The sequence below is a fragment of the Kitasatospora sp. NPDC051170 genome (assembly GCF_044455705.1).
Classification (GTDB): domain Bacteria; phylum Actinomycetota; class Actinomycetes; order Streptomycetales; family Streptomycetaceae; genus Kitasatospora.
On the sequence record NZ_JBITFA010000003.1, the window covers coordinates 519,595 to 536,788 of the forward strand.

At 75.9% G+C, this 17,194-nt stretch carries 16 protein-coding genes; 7 read left to right on the top strand and 9 right to left on the bottom strand.

Annotated features, from left to right (window positions below):
• Window positions 1-43: 43 nt before the first annotated feature.
• The 5 genes from ACIBCA_RS09395 to ACIBCA_RS09415 form a co-directional block, all read right to left on the bottom strand.
• Entirely contained in the window at window positions 44-2,587 is a 2,544-nt protein-coding gene (locus ACIBCA_RS09395) for an ABC transporter permease (RefSeq protein WP_396282242.1), read from the bottom strand.
• Window positions 2,584-3,441, bottom strand: a complete 858-nt coding sequence (locus tag ACIBCA_RS09400) for an ABC transporter ATP-binding protein (RefSeq protein ID WP_396282243.1) — start codon at window positions 3,439-3,441, stop codon at window positions 2,584-2,586. Before ACIBCA_RS09400 ends, ACIBCA_RS09395 begins: the two co-directional genes overlap by 4 nt.
• A gap of 110 nt (window positions 3,442-3,551) precedes the next feature.
• Complete coding sequence (locus ACIBCA_RS09405) at window positions 3,552-4,340, bottom strand: aminotransferase class IV (protein WP_396282244.1); 789 nt, start codon at window positions 4,338-4,340, stop codon at window positions 3,552-3,554.
• Window positions 4,333-5,229 carry a GNAT family N-acetyltransferase gene (locus ACIBCA_RS09410; protein WP_396282245.1) on the bottom strand — a complete coding sequence of 299 codons (897 nt, stop codon included), beginning with the start codon at window positions 5,227-5,229 and terminating at the stop codon, window positions 4,333-4,335. The genes ACIBCA_RS09405 and ACIBCA_RS09410 overlap by 8 nt, the downstream gene beginning before the upstream one ends.
• Window positions 5,230-5,301: 72 nt before the next feature.
• Window positions 5,302-5,673: a hypothetical protein gene (locus ACIBCA_RS09415; RefSeq protein WP_396282246.1), complete on the bottom strand. Its 372-nt coding sequence runs from the start codon at window positions 5,671-5,673 to the stop codon at window positions 5,302-5,304.
• A gap of 130 nt (window positions 5,674-5,803) precedes the next feature.
• Here ACIBCA_RS09415 and ACIBCA_RS09420 point away from each other — a divergent pair, with 130 nt between their 5' ends.
• From ACIBCA_RS09420 to ACIBCA_RS09430, 3 genes are all read left to right on the top strand, one after another.
• Window positions 5,804-7,072 (top strand): hypothetical protein, encoded by a 1,269-nt coding sequence (locus tag ACIBCA_RS09420; protein WP_396282247.1) that lies wholly within the window; start codon window positions 5,804-5,806, stop codon window positions 7,070-7,072.
• Complete coding sequence (locus tag ACIBCA_RS09425) at window positions 6,979-8,019, top strand: glycosyltransferase family 4 protein (protein WP_396282409.1); 1,041 nt, start codon at window positions 6,979-6,981, stop codon at window positions 8,017-8,019. The genes ACIBCA_RS09420 and ACIBCA_RS09425 overlap by 94 nt, the downstream gene beginning before the upstream one ends.
• A gap of 1,188 nt (window positions 8,020-9,207) precedes the next feature.
• On the top strand, window positions 9,208-9,375 hold the full coding sequence (locus ACIBCA_RS09430) for a hypothetical protein (protein WP_396282248.1): 168 nt from the start codon (window positions 9,208-9,210) through the stop codon (window positions 9,373-9,375).
• A gap of 408 nt (window positions 9,376-9,783) precedes the next feature.
• Here the strand turns inward: ACIBCA_RS09430 and ACIBCA_RS09435 are convergent, their stop codons facing one another.
• Complete coding sequence (locus ACIBCA_RS09435) at window positions 9,784-10,224, bottom strand: VOC family protein (protein WP_396282249.1); 441 nt, start codon at window positions 10,222-10,224, stop codon at window positions 9,784-9,786.
• Between the two features lie 70 nt (window positions 10,225-10,294).
• On the opposite strand from ACIBCA_RS09435, the gene ACIBCA_RS09440 reads away from it, so the two are divergent.
• Window positions 10,295-10,858 (top strand): GNAT family N-acetyltransferase, encoded by a 564-nt coding sequence (locus ACIBCA_RS09440; protein ID WP_396282250.1) that lies wholly within the window; start codon window positions 10,295-10,297, stop codon window positions 10,856-10,858.
• A gap of 1 nt (window position 10,859) precedes the next feature.
• Here the strand turns inward: ACIBCA_RS09440 and ACIBCA_RS09445 are convergent, their stop codons facing one another.
• The 3 genes from ACIBCA_RS09445 to ACIBCA_RS09455 all read right to left on the bottom strand — a co-directional run bounded on the left by ACIBCA_RS09445 (window position 10,860) and on the right by ACIBCA_RS09455 (window position 14,129).
• A complete protein-coding gene (locus ACIBCA_RS09445) occupies window positions 10,860-11,519 on the bottom strand; it encodes a response regulator (RefSeq protein ID WP_396282251.1) in 660 nt (219 codons plus the stop codon).
• Window positions 11,504-12,796, bottom strand: coding sequence for a sensor histidine kinase (locus tag ACIBCA_RS09450; protein ID WP_396282252.1), 1,293 nt, complete (start codon window positions 12,794-12,796; stop codon window positions 11,504-11,506). The genes ACIBCA_RS09445 and ACIBCA_RS09450 overlap by 16 nt, the downstream gene beginning before the upstream one ends.
• A 100-nt stretch (window positions 12,797-12,896) precedes the next feature.
• Window positions 12,897-14,129 carry a PucR family transcriptional regulator gene (locus ACIBCA_RS09455; protein ID WP_396282253.1) on the bottom strand — a complete coding sequence of 411 codons (1,233 nt, stop codon included), beginning with the start codon at window positions 14,127-14,129 and terminating at the stop codon, window positions 12,897-12,899.
• Between the two features lie 266 nt (window positions 14,130-14,395).
• Here ACIBCA_RS09455 and ACIBCA_RS09460 point away from each other — a divergent pair, with 266 nt between their 5' ends.
• The 3 genes from ACIBCA_RS09460 (at window position 14,396) to ACIBCA_RS09470 (ending at window position 17,134) form a co-directional block, all read left to right on the top strand.
• On the top strand, window positions 14,396-15,142 hold the full coding sequence (locus ACIBCA_RS09460; protein ID WP_396282254.1) for an AMP-binding protein: 747 nt from the start codon (window positions 14,396-14,398) through the stop codon (window positions 15,140-15,142).
• Window positions 15,139-15,600 (top strand): SsgA family sporulation/cell division regulator, encoded by a 462-nt coding sequence (locus tag ACIBCA_RS09465; RefSeq protein WP_396282255.1) that lies wholly within the window; start codon window positions 15,139-15,141, stop codon window positions 15,598-15,600. Before ACIBCA_RS09460 ends, ACIBCA_RS09465 begins: the two co-directional genes overlap by 4 nt.
• A 217-nt stretch (window positions 15,601-15,817) precedes the next feature.
• Window positions 15,818-17,134, top strand: coding sequence for a carbohydrate-binding protein (locus tag ACIBCA_RS09470; protein WP_396282256.1), 1,317 nt, complete (start codon window positions 15,818-15,820; stop codon window positions 17,132-17,134).
• The last annotated feature ends 60 nt before the right edge of the window (window positions 17,135-17,194 follow it).

Consider the following 17,194-nt stretch of genomic DNA (forward strand, 5'->3'; position numbering starts at 1 on the left):
TTCGCGCCGGATTCGCGCCCCGCCCGCCGCCCCGCCCGCCGCTCTACGCGCCGCCCACCGCCGTCACCGGGTTGCCGCGCAGCAGCGCCCGGACCGGCAGGGCGGTGGCGGCGAGGCAGAGCAGGACGGCCCCGGCGGGCAGCGCCCCGGCCAGCAGCGGCGGCACGTACGGGCCGGTGCCGGCGGTCCCCCGGGCCACCGGCAGCAGGGTCACCCAGGCGATGGCCGCGCCGAGCGTCAGCCCGGAGGCGGCGACGATCAGCGCCTCCCAGCGCAGCATGCCGCGCACCTGGCGCCGGGTGGTGCCGGCCAGGCGCAGCAGGGCGATCTCGCGGCGGCGGTCCAGGACGGTCATCACCAGGGTGTTGGCGGCGCTGACGGCGGCGAACCCGCCGAGCACGGCGGCCATCACGGTGTTGGCCCAGCCGTTGATCTCCAGGTTCCGGTCGGCCCGGGCGGCGTAGCCGGCCCGGTCGGTGACCTGGGCGCGGGGGTCGACGCCCTTGAGCGCGGCGGCCATCGCCGTACGGTCCGCGCCGGGGGCGTCGGCGACGAGCAGGCGGCCGTCGTACGCGGCGGTGACGTGGGCGGCGACGGCGGCGCGCGGCAGGAGCGCTCTGCCGAGGCCGAGGCCGCGCTCGTAGGTGGCGACCAGGGTGGGCCTGACGGCGGTGCCGTCGCCCAGCCACAGCGGGACGCGCTCGCCGACGCGGGCGCCGAGGGAGTCGGCGAGCATCGCGTCCAGGGCGACGGTGTCGGCGGAGCGGCCGAGGTCGGCGAGGGAGCCGGTGCGCACACCGAGGTCGAGGACGCGGGACAGCCGGGCCGGGTCGCCGTCCACGGCGAGGGCGTCGGCGCGGGAGAGGTGCTCGCCGCTGTCGTAGAGCAGGCCCGTGTTCAGCACGCCGACGGCGGTGTCCACCCCGGGCAGGCGGGCGGCCTTCCCGGCGGTCCCGGCGGGCAGGCCCGGGCCGGCGGCGGTGACCACCTGGTCGGCGGTGACGCCCGCGCGGACGTTGGTGTCGGCGGTGTGGCGCAGGGTGCCCTGGAGGGCCAGCATCGTGCCGCAGAAGGCGGTGACCAGGACGATCGGGGTGATCGCGGAGGCCAGGCGGCGGGCGTTGGCGCGGGCGTTGTCGGCGGCCAGCGAGCCGGGCGCGCCCGCGGCCCGCAGCGGGGCGCCGAGCACGGTGGCGAAGACCCTGGCCACCCAGGGGCCGAGGAAGGAGACGGCCGTCAGGAAGCACATGACCACGCCGAGCGCCGTGCTGGCCGCCTGCTCGCCGTCCAGCGCGGCGGCGACGAAGGCGAGCACCACGCCGCCGACGGCGAAGAGCAGCCCGAGGCCCGTACGCACCCACCCCGTACGGGCGGGGGCGAGCGCGGCCTCGCCGAGCGCCTGCCCGGGGCGCAGCCGGGACGGGCGCAGCGCGGCCAGGTACCCGGCGGCGAGCGCGGCGAGGGTACAGGCGGCGACGGCGACCAGGGCGGGCAGCGGGCCCACGTCGAGCTGCACCCCGGCCGGGACGGCGCCGCGCTCGACCAGCTGGTCGAACCACCAGCGGGCCAGGGCGATGCCGGGCAGGGCGCCGAGGGCGGCGGCGGCGGGGGCGAGGAGGGCGGCCTCGGTGGCGATGGTGCGGCGGATCTGGCGCGGGGTGGCGCCGATGGCGCGCAGCAGGGCGAACTCGCGGGCGCGCTGGGAGGTGGCGAGGGCGACGGTGCTGACGACGACGAAGATCGCGGTCGCGGTGGCGTTGCCGCCGAAGGAGCCGCCGATGGCGATCAGCAGGACGCGGGCCTCGCCGAGGGAGGGGTGCTCGACGGCGCCGCGGGCGTCGCCGGTGTAGGTGCGGGCCCGGGGGCCGAGGGGCCCGACCGTGCGGCGGATCTCGGCGGCGAGGGCGGTGTCGGTGGTGCCGGGGCGGGGTTGGACGGCGATGGCGTCGATGCGGCCGGGGTGGCCGGAGAGGCGGTCGGCCTCGGCGTCGGCGAGCCAGGCCGTGGGGCCCGCGGTCTGCGGGGCGGCGAGGCCGGAGACGCGGTAGCTCGCGGTGCCGCCGGGCGCCGTCACGGTGAGGCTCGCGCCGGGCGTGAGACGGGCGGCGTGCGCCGTGTCGGCGTCGAGCACCACCTCGTTCGCGCCGGGCGCGCGGCCTTCGAGGAGGACGTCCTGCGGGCCGGCGATGCCGAGGGCGGCGTAGGGGCGGCCGGTCAGGGGGTTCGGGATGCTCGGGACGCCCGGGGCGGTGACTGGGAACGCGGTGTCCGGGCGGGCCGCGGCCACGCCCGGGAGGGCGGCGATGCGCTCCGTCAGCGCGGCGTCGATGCGGGCCCGTTCGGGGGTGGGCTTCTCCCGGGTGTGCTTGCTGTGGCCGTTGGTCACCTCGATCGCCACGTTCTGGTCGGCGGCCACCACGACCGGGCTGTTCGCGTACCGGACGGGGTGCAGGCCCGCCGTCACACCGGTCTGGAGCAGGGTGCCGCAGGCCGTCACCACGGCGGCGCCGAAGAGCAGGGCGATCAGGGTGCCGACGAAGGCGGCGGGGCGGAAGCGCACGGAGGCGCGGGCCAGGCCGTTGCTCATGCCGCCGCTCCGGACGCTGCTCCGGCCGTGGCCCCGGACGCCGCTCCGGCCGTGGCTCCGGCCGGGCGGACGGTGAGCGCGAGCATCCGGTCGGCGACGGCCTGCGGGCCGGGATGCGGCAGGTCGTCGACGATGGCGCCGTCCGCGAGGAAGAGCACCCGGTCGGCGAAGGAGGCGGCCATCGGGTCGTGGGTGACCATGACGACGGTCGCGCCCAGCCCGTCCACCGCGCGGCGCAGCAGGCCCAGCACCTCGTGCGCGGTGGTGGTGTCCAGCGCGCCGGTCGGCTCGTCGGCGAAGACCACGTCCGGCTCGGTGATCAGCGCCCGGGCGATCGCCACGCGCTGCTGCTGCCCGCCGGAGAGCTGCCCGGGCCGGCGCCGGCCGTGCTCGCCCAGGCCCACGCGCGCCAGCAACTCCCGTGCCCGCGCCCGGTCCTGGCGCTCGCCGGCGAGGCGCTGCGGGAGCAGGACGTTCTGCTCGACCGTCAGCGAGGGCAGCAGGTTGAAGGACTGGAAGACGAAGCCGATCCGGCTGCGGCGCAGCCTGGTCAGCCGGTTCTCGCTCAGGCCGGTGATCTCCTCGCCGCCGAGGCGGATCCGCCCGTCGTCGGGGCGGTCCAGGCCGGCGGCGCACTGCAGGAAGGTGGACTTGCCGGAGCCGGAGGGGCCCATCACGGCGGTGAAGCTGCCGCGTTCCAGGGTGAGGTCGAGGCCCCGCAGCGCGTGCACGGTCTCCCCGCCGCGCCCGTAACTGCGGCGCACACCGCGCATCTCGACGGCGGGCGGCGCGGGCCGGTCGAGGAGCAGCGGCAGGGGGTGTTCGGTGCTCGGACGGTCGTGGCGGCGTGCCATGGATGGGGCCTTCCTTCGGAATCGTCGCTGATCGTCGACGGGTTCCACGCTAGGAGGGCGGCACGGGCGCCACCATGAAGGCCGCTGGCGGGTCCGGGGTGGGGTTATCCCTACAGTTCCTCCGGCTCCACCGATCGGTAGGCCGCCCGCAGTTCGGCGAGCACCGGGTGGGCCGGGTCGAAGGCGGCGGCGTCCACGCCCGCGATCGGGCGGACGCCGATGCCCGCGTTGACGGCGAACGCCCCGTCGTAGTCGGCGAGTTCGCTCAGGTGTACCAGCCGGTGGGACTGCGGGCCCTCGTACGCGCCCTCGATCAGGGCGGCCGTGACGCCGGGCAGGACCGGCCCCTGCGGCCAGACCAGCTTGCGGCCCGCCAGCAGGCCGAGGTTCCAGGTGGCGCCCTCCGTCACCCGGCCCTCCTCGTCGACGAGCAACACGTCGTCGAACCCGGCGAGTTGGGCCTGGCGGCGGTGGTGGACCAGGCCGAACAGTCCGACGTGCTTCACCTCGGGAAGTTCGCGCCGGTACGCCGTCGTGCGCACCCGCAGCGGGGCCGGTTCGGCGGTGGGCGCCGGCCGGGTGGTGACCAGCAGGGCGGGCGCGGCGGGAGCCGAGGGGCGTTCCAGGCCGAGCCCGGGGTCGTACACCGTGACGCGGACGATCACCGGCGCCCCGTCCGCCGGCAGGACGGCGCGGACGCGCTCGCGCACGGCCGCCCGGTCCAGCCCGGCGGCGAACAGGGTGCGGCAGTCGCGGACCAGCCGGTCCAGGTGCAGCGACAGGCCCCGGACGCGGCCCGCCTCGGCGCGCAGGGTGGTGAAGTGCCCGTAGTTCAGCAGCCCCAGGGCGGCGAGGCGCGCCGGGTCGGCGGGCGCGCCGTCGATCTCGATCTCAGCCATCCCCCGAGTCTGCCAGCTGGGGCCTTCGGCCGTGGCCCTGGCTTTCGAGCTGTTCGATCCGGTACGCCAGGCCCTCCGGCTCGCCGCCGTCCGCCCAGCGCCACGCCTCCGCCCACCACTGCGGGCCGCGCACCAACGGCCTTCCGGCCAGGGCGAGATGGACGGCCAGCGTGGAACGGGCGTACTCGTGCACCCAGCCGTCCGTGCCCCGATAGTGGGCCGTCTCGTCCAACCGCAGCCGCCCGCCCTCGCACCCGGCGGCCAGTATCGGCGTCCACCCGCCGCGCGGGTCGGCGACCAGCAGGAGCAGCCGCCCGTCCGCCTCACGCACCCGGTAGCACGGCAGTTGGGGCATCCGGGCCAGCGTGAGGGCGTGGCGCCAGCCGACCACCCACAGGCCCCGCCGCAGGTAGTAGCGCACGGCGTGGCGCCACGACCAGTGCGCCTCCAGCCGGAAACCGGGCAGGCCCTCGGCGGCGGACGCCTCGTACACCGCGTCCATCGCGCCGGCGGCCAGGCCCCGGCCGCGCGCCTGCGGGCGTACGTAGAGGGAGGAGACGGCGAGCTGGCCGGGGCCCTTGGTCCAGTTGTCCACGGCGACGGTGCCGGCGACGGCCCCGGCCTCGTCGAGCATCCAGTAGCGGCGGCGGTACAACTCGCCGCCCGGCCAGTCCCGGCCGCTCTCGCCCAGGCGTTCGCGCCACTCGCGCTCGGCCTCCGGCGTCACCGCGTCCGGGTCCAGCAGCTCACCGAGCCCGCCCTCCACCAGGGACGCCAAGTCCCACAGGGCGAACCGCCGTTCGTCACCCCCGACGACCGCCCGCAGCCGCGGCCCCGCCGCCAGCCTGTCCTGCGCCCGCTCCACCGCCGCGTCCCACGACCTCACCACGGCGACCACTCTAGTACTTGCCGCGGGCACGAACCGTCACCCGACCTGCACCGAACGTCAGTTCACATCACGTCAGGCCGGGAGCCCCCGCACGAGACGGCACCGCCGGGCGATCGCCTCCGAACCCCCGTTGTTGCGGACCACCTCCACGTAGCCCGCCGCCTCGACCTCCAGGTCCTCCCGGCTCGGGCACAGGAAGGTGAACAGCCACACGTGCTGCGTGGAGTCCCGCTCGGGCACCGACCCCCACCCCCCGCCCCAGGCTTCGGCCAGCGCGTTCACGCAGTGCGCCAAGGCCAACTCCTCGCGCCCGCCCCACACCTCCCGCATCCAGCGGTCGAAGTTCCGGCTCGCCGCCTCCGCGTCCTGCCGCGTCCCCTCGCCTCCGAGCAGACGCTTGACCAGCGCGCCCTGCGGCTCCTGTGCTTCCCCGTGGATCTCCATGCCCGCCATGCTTCCGGCATCCCCACCGGGCCCGCAAGACCACGACGGCACCTGGTGGTAGGGGAAACCCGACCACAGGACTCGACCTGACCCCGCTGACCGCGCCGAGCTGCGCCGATGCAATGGAGGGGTGAACGAACGAGCGTGGTGGTGGTGCGGCGGATGGCTGGCGGCGGCCGGGTGGGCGTGGTCCTTCCCGCTGCTCTCGGGCCTCGGGCCGCACCGGAGTTGGGGATGGTGCGCGGGCGTCGGGTACGTCGCGGCGGCCCTGGTGGCGGCCGGGTCCCGGCGCCTCGGGCTCTCCGTGGCCGTGGCGACGGCCGGTTCGGTGGTGGTGCCGCTGCTCGCCCTCGTCCTGACCGGGCGGGGGCAGAGCGAGGTCACCGTCATCGAGCGCTCCGGGGCGCTGCTGCTGCACACCGGGACGCCGTACCTGGACGCGCCGCAGGCGGTCGAGGAGTACACGCCCTACCTCCCCGGAATGGCGCTGTTCGGGCTCCCCCGCGCCCTGCTCGGCCCCGGGCCGCCGGGCGATGCGCGGCTCTGGTGCGCGGGGGTGTTCCTGCTCTGCCTCGTCCGCTGCGTCCCCGCCGGGCGGCGGCTGCGCGCCGGGGCGCTCGTCGCCTCGCCCGTCGTCGCCCTGCCGCTGACCGTCAGCGGCGTCGACCTGCCGCTCACCGGGCTCTGCCTGCTCGCCGTCGTCCACGCCGGCGGGCGACGGCCCGTCGCCGCCGGGGCCGCCCTCGCCGGTGCCTGCGCGCTCAAGTGGACGGCCTGGCCCGCCCTCGCCGTCGTCACCGCCCTGCTCGCCGCCACCGCCGGACGGCGCGCGGCGCTGCGCGGAGCCCTCGTCGGGGCGGGCGGCGCGGCCCTGCTCGTCCTGCCCGCCGCGCTGCGCTCACCAGGGCCGCTCGTCCAGCAGGTGTTCGCCTTCCCCCTCGGCCGGGGGTACCTGCCCACCCCCGCCGCCAGCCCCCTGCCCGGACGGCTCCTCGCCGACCTCGGCCCGGTCGGCTGGTGCGCGGCCGTGGGACTGCTGCTCGCCGCCGGACTCGCCGTCGCCCACTCGCTGCTCCGCCACCCGCCCCTCGACGCGGCCGCCGCCGCCCGCCGCCTCGCCCTCGGGCTCGCCGCCGCCTTCCTGCTGGCGCCCGCCGGGCGGTTCGGCTACCTCGCGCTCCCCCTCCTGCTCTCCCTCCTCGCCCCCTCCCTGAATCGAGGCCCGTCCCGCTCATGGGCGCCACTCTCATCGTCACCAACGACTTCCCGCCCCGCCAGGGCGGCATCGAGACCTTCGTCCACGCCATGGCCGTCCGCCGGCCCGGCCACCGCGTCGTGGTCTACACCTCCGCGGAACCGGGCGCGGACCGTCACGACGCCGCACTCCCCTTCCCCGTGATCCGCGACCGCGCCCGCACCCTGCTGCCCACCCCCCGCGTCACCCGCCGCGCCGCCGAGATCGCCCGCGCCCACGACTGCGACCGCGTCTGGTTCGGCGCCGCCGCCCCGCTCGCCGCCATGACCCCCGGCCTGCTGCGCCGCGCCCCCGGCATACGGCGCACCGTCGCCACCACCCACGGCCACGAGATCTGGTGGGCCCGCACCCCCGGCGCCCGGCACCTGCTGCGGCGCATCGGCGGCAGCGTCGACGTGGTCACCCACCTCGGCGAGTACACCCGCGCCCGGATCGCCCCCGCCCTCGGGCCCGGCGCCCGCACCTCACGGCTCGTCCCGGGCGTCGACCCGTCCGTCTTCCGGCCCCTCCCCGACCCCGGCCCCCGCACCTCCCCCGTCATCCTCTGCGTGGCGCGCCTGGTGCCGCGCAAGGGACAGGACATGCTCATCCGCGCCCTGCCCGCCGTCCGCCGGGCCGTCCCCGGCGCCCGACTCGTCCTCGTCGGCCACGGCCCCGACGAACACCGCCTGCGCGATCTCGCCCGACGCCTCACCGACCCCGGCAGCGTCCGGTTCACCGGGGGCCTCGACCACGCCGACACCGCCCACTGGTACGCCGACGCCGACGTCTTCGCCATGCCCTGCCGCACCCGCCGCCTCGGCCTGGAGGCCGAGGGCCTCGGCATCGTCTACCTCGAAGCGGCCGCCGCCGGCCTCCCCGTCCTCGCCGGCCGCTCCGGCGGCGCCCCCGACACCGTCCTCGACGGCATCACCGGCCACGTCGTCGACGGCCGCGACCCCACCGCCATCGCCAGCACCCTCACCCGCCTCCTCCGCACCCCCGCCGACATGGGCGCGGCAGGCCGCGAATGGGCCCGCCACCACTGGTCCTGGGACACCACCGCCCACCACCTCACCCACCTCCTCGACCCCACCAATCCCCTCCCCTGACCACCCGGCCAACCCCGCAGCCCCCATCAGCCCGGCCTGCCGCACAGCGCGGCAGGCCGGGCGACCAACCGAGAGCACCCCGCCTCGGCCGCCGAAGCGCTGGACCAGAAGCCCTCACCCGGCGCCGGCCCGGCCACTCCGCCCGAGCTCCCTCCAACAACCGGCTGCCACAGCCCCTCCGTACACAGGAAGTCGGGCATGCCGACTTCCTGCGCACACCCCCCACGCACCAACACCGGCCAACCACCAGCCCCACCTACCGCGCCACAGGCCGGGCGACCAACTCCCCCTTCGCCAACCCCACGCGTAGGAAGTCGACCCCACCGACTTCCTACGCAACACACCCCCCACACATCCACCAGCCCGGCCTGCCGCGCCACGCGGCAGGCCGGGCAACCAACCGAGAGCACCCCGCCCCCGAAGAGCCCCGCATCGGCCTCCGAAGCACTGGACCAGAAGCCCTCACCCGGCACCGGCCAGGCCACTCCGCCCGAGTTCCCCCCAACAACCGGCTGCCACAGCCCCTCCGTACACAGGAAGTCGGGCATGCCGACTTCCTGCGCACACCCCCACGCACCAACACCCCACCAACCACCAGCCCGACCTACCGCGCCACGCCACAGGCCGCAACCAACTACCCCTTCGCCAACCCCACGCGTAGGAAGTCGACCCCGCCGACTTCCTACGCAACCCCCCACACATCCACCAGCCCGGCCTGCCGCACAGCGCGGCAGGCCGGGCGACCAACCGAGAGCGCCCCGCCCCCGAAGCGCCCCGCCTCGGCCTCCGAAGCGCTGGACCAGAAGCCCTCACCCGGCACCGGCCAGGCCACTCCGCCCGAGTTCCCTCCAACAACCGGCTGCCACAGCCCCTCCGTACACAGGAAGTCGGGCATGCCGACTTCCTGCGCACACCCCATCCCGAAGGAGCCGCAGCCCCAAGGTCGGCCTGCCGCACAGCGCGGCAGGCCGAGCCCAACCACCCGCCGCTATCCGGCCAGGAAGCCACAACCGCCCGCGCGTCCTCGCCCGGGCGCCCCAGCCCGACCGCCCGGGCGTCCCGGCCTGCCGCACAGCGCGGCAGGCCGGGCCGAACAACCCACCTGCCGGCCCGCGCGCAGGAAGTCGGCCGGGCCGACTTCCTGCGCATGCCTCGGGAGCACGCCACAGCATCGCCGAGGGCGGATAGGTGGGCAGTGTCGGCGTGGTCGAGGCCAACGGTGAGGCTCACGCCACCGAGAACGGCGAGGTGGCGGGCGGCGGTGAGGCTCACGCCGCCGAAGACGGCGATGCGGCGGGCGCCGGGCGCCGGGCGCCGGGCGCCGGGCGCCGGGCGCCGGGCGCCGGGCGCCGGTGAACCGCACGCCGCCGGGGGCGGCGGGGCGGCGGGCGGCGGTGAGGCTCACGCTGCCGAGATCGGCAAGGCGTCAGGCGAGGGCGCCGGTGATCCGCACACTGCCGAGAACGGCGATGCGTCAGGCGAGGGCGCCGGTGATCCGCACACTGCCGAGAACGGCGATGCGGCGGGCGCCGGGCGGCGGTGGACCGCATGCCGCCGGGGACGGCAACGCGGCCGGCGGTGAGGCTCACGCCGCCGGGGGCGGCGGGGCGGCCGGCGGTGAGGCTCACGCCGCCGGGGGCGGCGGGGCGGCCGGCGGTGAGGCTCACGCCGCCGGGGGCGGCGGGGCGGCGGGTGGACCCGCACCGTCCCCAGGGCGGTGAGTGCGTGGGCGCTGCTCGGCGGGGCCGGGTGCCGGGCGGTGTGTCAGGTCAGTTGTTGGGCCAGGCCGAGGATGATTCCGCCGGGGCCGCGGAGGTAGCAGAGCAGGTAGCTGTCCTCGAAGCGGGCGACTGTGCCGACGAGTTCGGCGCCGTGGGGGTGGAGGCGGGTGAGGGTGTCGTCGAGGTCGTCGACGGCGAACATGATGCGGTGGAGGCCGAGGGTGTTGGCCGGGGCGGGGGTGGGGTTCGGGGTGACGGGGGGCGGGGTGTGGTACTTCGCCAGTTCGATGCGGCCCGGGGCGTCGGGGACCCGCATCATGGCGATCTCGCTGCGCATGCCGTCGAGGCCGACGGCCTCCTCCGCCCAGCGCGCTTCGACGGGCATCCTGCCTTCCAACTCCATGCCGAGTTCGGTGAAGAAGGCGATGGCGGCGTCGAGGTCGTCGACGACGATGCCCACGTTGTCCATGCGCTGGATGGTCATGCCCCAAGGATAGGGAGGGGCGCCGTAAATGCGTTGAGGGCGCCGCGCGGTTCGTGCATGATCCACCTCCGTGACCCCATACCTGGAGAGCGAGCGCCTGACGCTGCGCCGATTCACCGCCGACGACGCGGACCTGTTGATCGAACTGGACGGCGATCCGGCGGTGATGCGCTTCCTGTCCGGCGGGGAGGCGACGCCCGCGGAGGTCGTCCGCGAGCAGCATCTGCCGAACATCGTCGCGGGCTACGACCGCTGGGGCGGCGAGCTCGGGCTGTTCGCCGCGTTCGAGAAGGACGGCGGGGCGTTCGTCGGCTGGTTCTGTCTGCGGCCCGAGCGGGAGGGCCCGAAGGACGAGGCCGAGCTCGGGTACCGGCTGCGGCAGGCGGCCTGGGGGAAGGGCTACGCCACCGAGGTGTCGCTGGCCCTGCTGCGCAAGGGGTTCGGCGAGCTCGGCCTGACCAAGGTGTGGGCCGCGACGATGGTGCTGAACAGCGCTTCGCGCAACGTCATGGAGAAGGTCGGCATGACGTTCTCCCACCCCCTCCCCACCCCGGAGGACATGATGGCGGTCGAGGGCGCCGACCTCGGCGGTGTGCAGTACGAGATCACCAGGGAGCAGTGGGAGCGGCGCTGAGCTACCGCTCCGCGCGCAGGTGGGTGAGGACGGCCAGGACGCGGCGGTTGCCGGAGGCCGGGTCGAGGTCGAGTTTGGTGAAGATGTTGCCGCAGTGCTTCACCACGGAGGCCTCGGTGACGCACAGGCGCGCGGCGATGGCCTGGTTGGTGAGGCCCTCGGCCATGTGGGAGAGGACTTCGCGTTCGCGGGGGGTGAGGCGGGCGAGCGGCCGGTCGGCGGTCTGGGTGCGGAGCAGCACGCGGACGACGTCGGGGTCGATGACGGTGTCGCCCGCCGCCACCCGCCGCAGGGCGGAGAGGAACTCGGCGACGTCTCCGACGCGGTCCTTCAACAGGTAGCCCAGGCCCGCCGGTTGGGCGCCGGCGGCGGCGAGGAGCCGGGTCGCGTACGGGGTGGCCACGTACTGGGAGAGGACGAGGACGGGCAGGCCCGGGTGCCGCTCCCGCAGGGCGAGGGCCGCGCGCAGGCCCTCGTCGGTGTGGTCGGGCGGCATGCGGACGTCCGTGACGACGACATCCGGCCGGGTGGCGTCGACGGCGGCGGTGAGCGCGGCCGCGTCGCCGACGGCCGCCGTGACGGTGTGGCCGCCGAGGGTGAGGAGTTCGACGAGGCCCGCGCGCAGCAGCACGGCGTCCTCGGCGATCACGACGCGGAGCACGGGACCTCCAGGCGCAGGGTGGTGGGGCCGCCGACGGGGCTGGTGACGGTGAGGCGGCCGTCGAGGAGGGCGGCGCGGTCGGCGAGCCCGGCCAGTCCGGCCCCGGCGGCGGGGTCGGCGCCGCCCCGCCCGTCGTCCGTCACGTGGACGACGAGCCGCCCCCGCTCGACCCGGCCGTGGACGGTGATCGCGCTCGCGCCGCCGTGCTTGGCCGCGTTGGTGAGCGCCTCCGTGACGGTGAAGTAGGCGGTGGACTCGACGGACGGGGGCAGCCGCCCGGGCAGCGCGACGTCGACGGCCACCGGGATCGGGTGGCGCAGCGCGACCTCGTCGACGGCGGCCGCCAGTCCGTGGTCGGTGAGCACCTGCGGGTGGATGCCCCGGACGAGCCCGCGCAGCTGCTCCAGCGCCTCCCGGGCCTCCCCGCGCGCCCGGGCGACGAGCTCCGAGGCCCTTCCGGCGCCGCGCAGTTCGTACTCGGCGAGGCCCAACGTCATGCTGAGGGCCACGAGTTGCTGCTGCGCGCCGTCGTGCAGGTCGCGCTCCAGGCGCCGCCGTTCCGCCTCGAAGGCGTCGGCCAGCCGGGCGCGGGAGCGGGTGAGTTCGAGGACGCGGTGCCCGAGGTCGTCCTGCCGGGGCCCGATCAGCGCCCGGGCGAGGGCGACCTGGGCGCCGGTCAGCAGGGCTCCGGCGTACGCGCACAGCAACAGGCCCGCGAGCCCGGCGGCGCTGAACGGCAGGGCGGCGACCGGTCCGTCCACGGCGTGGCCGGGGAGCAGCATGACGGTCTCGGGGGCGAGCGACCACACGATGACCGGTGAGACCACGTAGGCGCAGGAGAGCGCCAGCAGCACGGTGAAGCCGAGGCAGGAGGCGGCGAGGACGGTCGCGGTGAGCGCGGCGTACGCCAGTTCCCGCCAGGTGGCGCGCTCGCGCAGCCTGGTCCGCAGGCGGGCGCGCGGCCCGGCGCCGGGCAGGCGGCTGTGCGGGCCGGGCAGCGGGACGGGCTCGACCAGGCGCAGCCGCCGCCGCTCGACGGCCCCGACCGGGATGCCCGCGAGGGCGAGGGCGAGCAGCACCGGCAGCCCGATCCCGGCCACGGACAGGCCGAGCCCGAGGGCCAGCAGCACGGTGAGCACCGCCAGCAGCGGCGGCCCGAGCAGCGCGCCGCCGAGCAGGTGCGCCCAGCAGCGCGGCGTCCAGCGGCTGAACGGGAAGGCCAGCGGGCGGGCACGCAGCGCGGCCAGCACCGTCACCGAACCTTCCGCGTCGCTCACCCGTCCACTCTAACCGGCTCGTTGACGAACCTTCGGTGCGGCGGTGGCCCCCGGCCGGCGGGACTGCTGGAGGCGGTGGGCACCGCGCGGAGGAGGTGACCTACACCCGGCTCTCCGAAGCCTCCGTTCCCCGCTGCCGGTCGGACAGCAGCATCGGGAACGTCCCCACCGCGTCGACGGCCATGGCGAGTTCGGCGACGACCTTGGGATCGTCCAGCGGCCCCCGCAGGTACTCCTCCAGCCGGTGCATCCGGTAGCGCACGGTGTTCTGGTGGCAGTACAGCGCCCGGCTGGCCTCGGCCGCGGAGCCGTGGGCGTCGAGCCAGGCGCGGGCGGTGGCCAGGAGGGTGGTGCGGTCGCTCTCGGGGAGGGAGAGGACGCCGCCGAGGATGCGGTTGACGGCGCGGCGGGTCGTCTCCAGGTTGGTCATGACGAGTTCGGTGAGCGGGGTGTCGTCGAGCTGGCGCACGCCCGCGCTGCCGGCGGGGAGGGACTCCAGGGCGACCTGGGCGTAGCGCAGGGCGCGCGGGGTCTGGTCGAGGCTGTCGTACGCCGGGCTGATGCCCACCCGGCCGGTGGCGGCGGCGCGGACGGCGTCGAGCACCTGGGGGACGGCGCGGCGGGCGGGGCAGGACAGGACGCCCATCTCGTGGCCGGGCTGGGCGCGCCAGGCCGAGCCTGCGTCCAGCGCGCGCAGGCGGGCGTCGAGTCCGGGCAGGGGCGGGGTGCCGGTGGTGGCCGCCTCGGCGGTGACGACGATGAAGGTGCCCCGGTACGGGAAGTCGAGCATGTGCGCGATCTCCCAGGCGGTGTCGTCGCCGGGCGGCGGACCGTCGACGAGGGCGGCGACGAGCGCGGAGCGGCGGCGGTCGGTCTCGACCAGGCGTTCGGCGAGGGCGTCGCGGTAGGCGGCGGTGAGGGCCTGGGAGTAGAGGTCGGACACCTCCCAGAAGCCGGTGGCGGCGACCAGCAGGGCAGCCTGGGCGGGCGGGCCGGACGTCCCGGCCTCCTCGACGAGTTCCTCCCAGAGCTGGAGGAACCCGAGCCGGTAGGCGCGCAGCACCTCGGGCAGGGGGACGCCCTGTTCGGCGCGCAGCCGTCCGGTGGCGGTGGCGGCGGCGAGGTCGACGGCGGTGGCCGAGCCGGACAGGTAGGCGAGGACGAAGCCGATGTTGCTCCGCAGGGAGCCCCGGAGGTCGTCGGGGGCGACGTTGCGGTAGTGGTCGATCTCGGTCACGAGTCGGTTGGCCAGGCCGGAGACATGGGTGTCGAGCCGGGCGATGATGATGTTCGCGAGGCCGACCACGGCCGGTGCGGGGGCTGCCTGATGCACGGGGGCGAGTCTGCCGCACGGCCGGAACGATCGTCGGATGGTCGCGCGGATTACCCCGGTTCGGGGGACAACCCGGCGCGCGGTTGACGGCGCGCGCCCCCGTTGTCGCCCTGCTGTCGGCCTGTTGTCGCCCTGCTGTCGCCCCCGTTGTCGCCCGCTACAGCCACTGGCCGCAGAACGCTGTCGGTGTCCACAGGGGCCCGGGTGCCCGCCTCCCACCAGGATCGGTGACGACCGCCGAACCACCCCCGCCGGAGACCACCCCCATGAGCAATCTCGCCACCAACCTCACCGACGCCGCCGGCCAGTACCCCGGCCGCCCGGCGCTGCGCCACGGCGCGGACACCCTCACCTACGCCGACCTGGACGAGCTCAGCGCCCGCGCCGCCGGAGGGCTGCTCGCCCACGGGGTGCGCCCCGGCGAGCGGGTGGGCCTGCTGCTGCCGGACGTCCCGGCGTTCCCGGTGCTCTACTACGGCGCCCTGCGCATCGGCGCGGTGGTCGTCACGGCCGTGCCCGGTCGTGCGGCCCCCGGCGCCCGGCTCGTCTTCGCCGCCGGGCGGACCGGCAGCGGCACGGGCACGGGCACCGGCACCGGCACCGGCAGCGACGCGCCCGAGCAGGTCCAGGTCCCGACCGGCCCCGACTTCCTCGGCCAACTCGCCTTCTGGCCTCGCCACTTCGATGTCGCCCCGCGAGCGGACAGCGACCTCGCCCTGCTCCACCACGGACCGGCCGTCACCGCCCTGACCCACGGCACCCTGCGCGTGAACGCCTTCACGGCCGCCACCGCCCTGCTCGCCCTCAGCCCCGAGCACACCGTGACCGCCGCCCTGCCGCTGGCCGTCCCGGGCGGGCAGAGCTGCGGCCTGAACGCCGCCGTCCTCGCCGGGGCCTGCCTGACCCTGCCCGCCGCATCGGGCCCCCGGCAGCAGCACCGCCGCCGGCCCCCGACCCGCCGGGACGCCGCCGCCCCCACTCCCGCCGACGCGAAGCCCGGACGGCGGCCGTGACCTTCCACGAGCCCACCCGGGTGCCCTCCCAGCGCTCCACCGCGTCCGAGGTCACCGCCGCCCTGCCCCTGGCCGTCGTCGGCGAGGGCGCCACCGTCACCGTCCCGGCCGTACTGCGCTACCACGCCCGGGACCCGTACGCCGTCCACCTGGACATCCACACCGGCGAGCCCGAGCCGATCACCTGGTTCTTCGCCCGCGACCTGCTGCGCGAGGGCCTGGGCCGGCCCGCCGGGGTCGGGGACGTGACGGTCCGCCCGTCCGGGGGCGCCGAGCGCCCGGGCGACCTGTTCCTCACCCTCACCGGCCCGCACTCGGCGGCGCTGCTGCGGGCCCGGGCCTGCGAGGTCGCGTACTTCCTGGGCCGCAGCGAGGAGTTGGTGGCTCCGGGCTCCGAGCACGAACGGCTGGACCTGGACGGCCTGGTCGACCACCTGCTCGGCCGGGCCGCCGACTAGGGCGTGTCTGACAATTCCCGCCGGGCGGTCGCCAATTGTCAGACACGCCCTAACGCGCAAGCCGAAAGGTCTTGACCAGCCTCAACCACAGGTCTATACCAGTGACAGTCCACGGCAAGTACCCCGTGCCCGTGGACGGTTCGGCCGATCCCGCGCCACCCCCACCCCGGCGCGACCGGCCACTTCCCCCACAGCCGTTTCCGGAAAGGCCCACCCGATGGAACGCGCAGTTCCCAGAACGAACCTGCCCGAAGCCCCGCCCCGCAAGCGCCGCAGCCGCGCCGCCCTGGCCGTCGCCGGGGTGCTCGGCCTGGCGGCCGGCGGCGTCGCCGCCCTGACCGCCACCGGCTCCGCGACCGCCGCCACCACCACCGACACCACGAGCGGCGGCCTCGGCAGCAACTGGTACGCCTCCGCGCCCTACCTGATGCCCGAGGACAACAGCCCGCCGGACGCGGCCGCCGTCATGGACGCCACCGGCCAGAAGGCTTTCCAGCTGGCCTTCATCCTCGCGCAGGGCAACTCCTGTGCGCCCGCCTGGGGCGGCACCTCCTCGATCGACACCGACACCACCATGCCGGGCGTCATCCAGACCATCCGCGGCAAGGGCGGGGACGTCTCGGTGTCCGTCGGCGGGTACGGCGGCACCAAGCTCGGCCAGGTCTGCGGCACCCCGGAGGCCACCGCCGCCGGGTACCAGAAGGTCATCACCAAGTACGGCCTCAAGGCGGTCGACTTCGACCTCGAGGAGCCGGAGTACGAGAACACCGCCGCCATCCACAACGAGATCGGCGCCGCGAGGATCCTCCAGCAGAACAACCCGGGCCTCTACATCTCGGTCACCACCGCCGGGACGAACGCGGGCACCGGCTGGTTCGGCACCCAGATGCTCAACGAGGCCAAGTCCCAGGGCTTCACGCCGAACAACTTCTCCATCATGCCGTTCGACGGCGGCTTCAACGGCGCGGCGGCCCAGACCGACGCGCTCACCAAGTTCAACCAGATCCTGCGCACCGTCTTCGGCTGGGACGAGGCCACCGCCTACGCCCACGAGGGCGTCTCCATGATGAACGGCCGCACCGACGCCGCCGAGTACTTCCGGCAGGCGGACTTCCAGGCCGTCCTGGACTTCGCCACCGCGCACGGCCTGGCCCGGTACACCTACTGGTCCGTCAACCGCGACCGCCAGTGCACCGGCCCCGTCGACCCGGGGCTGTCCGGCTCCTGCTCCAGCGTGGCGCAGAACGACTGGGACTTCACCAAGTACACGGTGAAGTTCGCCGGCGCGACCCCGCCCACCACTCCGCCCACCACGCCCTCGAGCACCCCACCGACCGGCCCGGGCACCCCGACCACCCAGGTGCCCACGCCCGGTGCCTGCACCGCCCCGGCGTGGAGCGCGAGCGCCGTGTACACCGGCGGCAACAAGGTCTCGTACAACGGGCACAACTACCACGCCAAGTGGTGGACGACCAACGAGGTGCCGAGCGCCAGCGGCCAGTGGGGCGTCTGGGCCGACGACGGCCCCTGCTGATCCCCGTACGCGAGAGCACGCGAAAGGAAGGGGGCGGGCGCCCGTCGAAGCGCCCGCCCC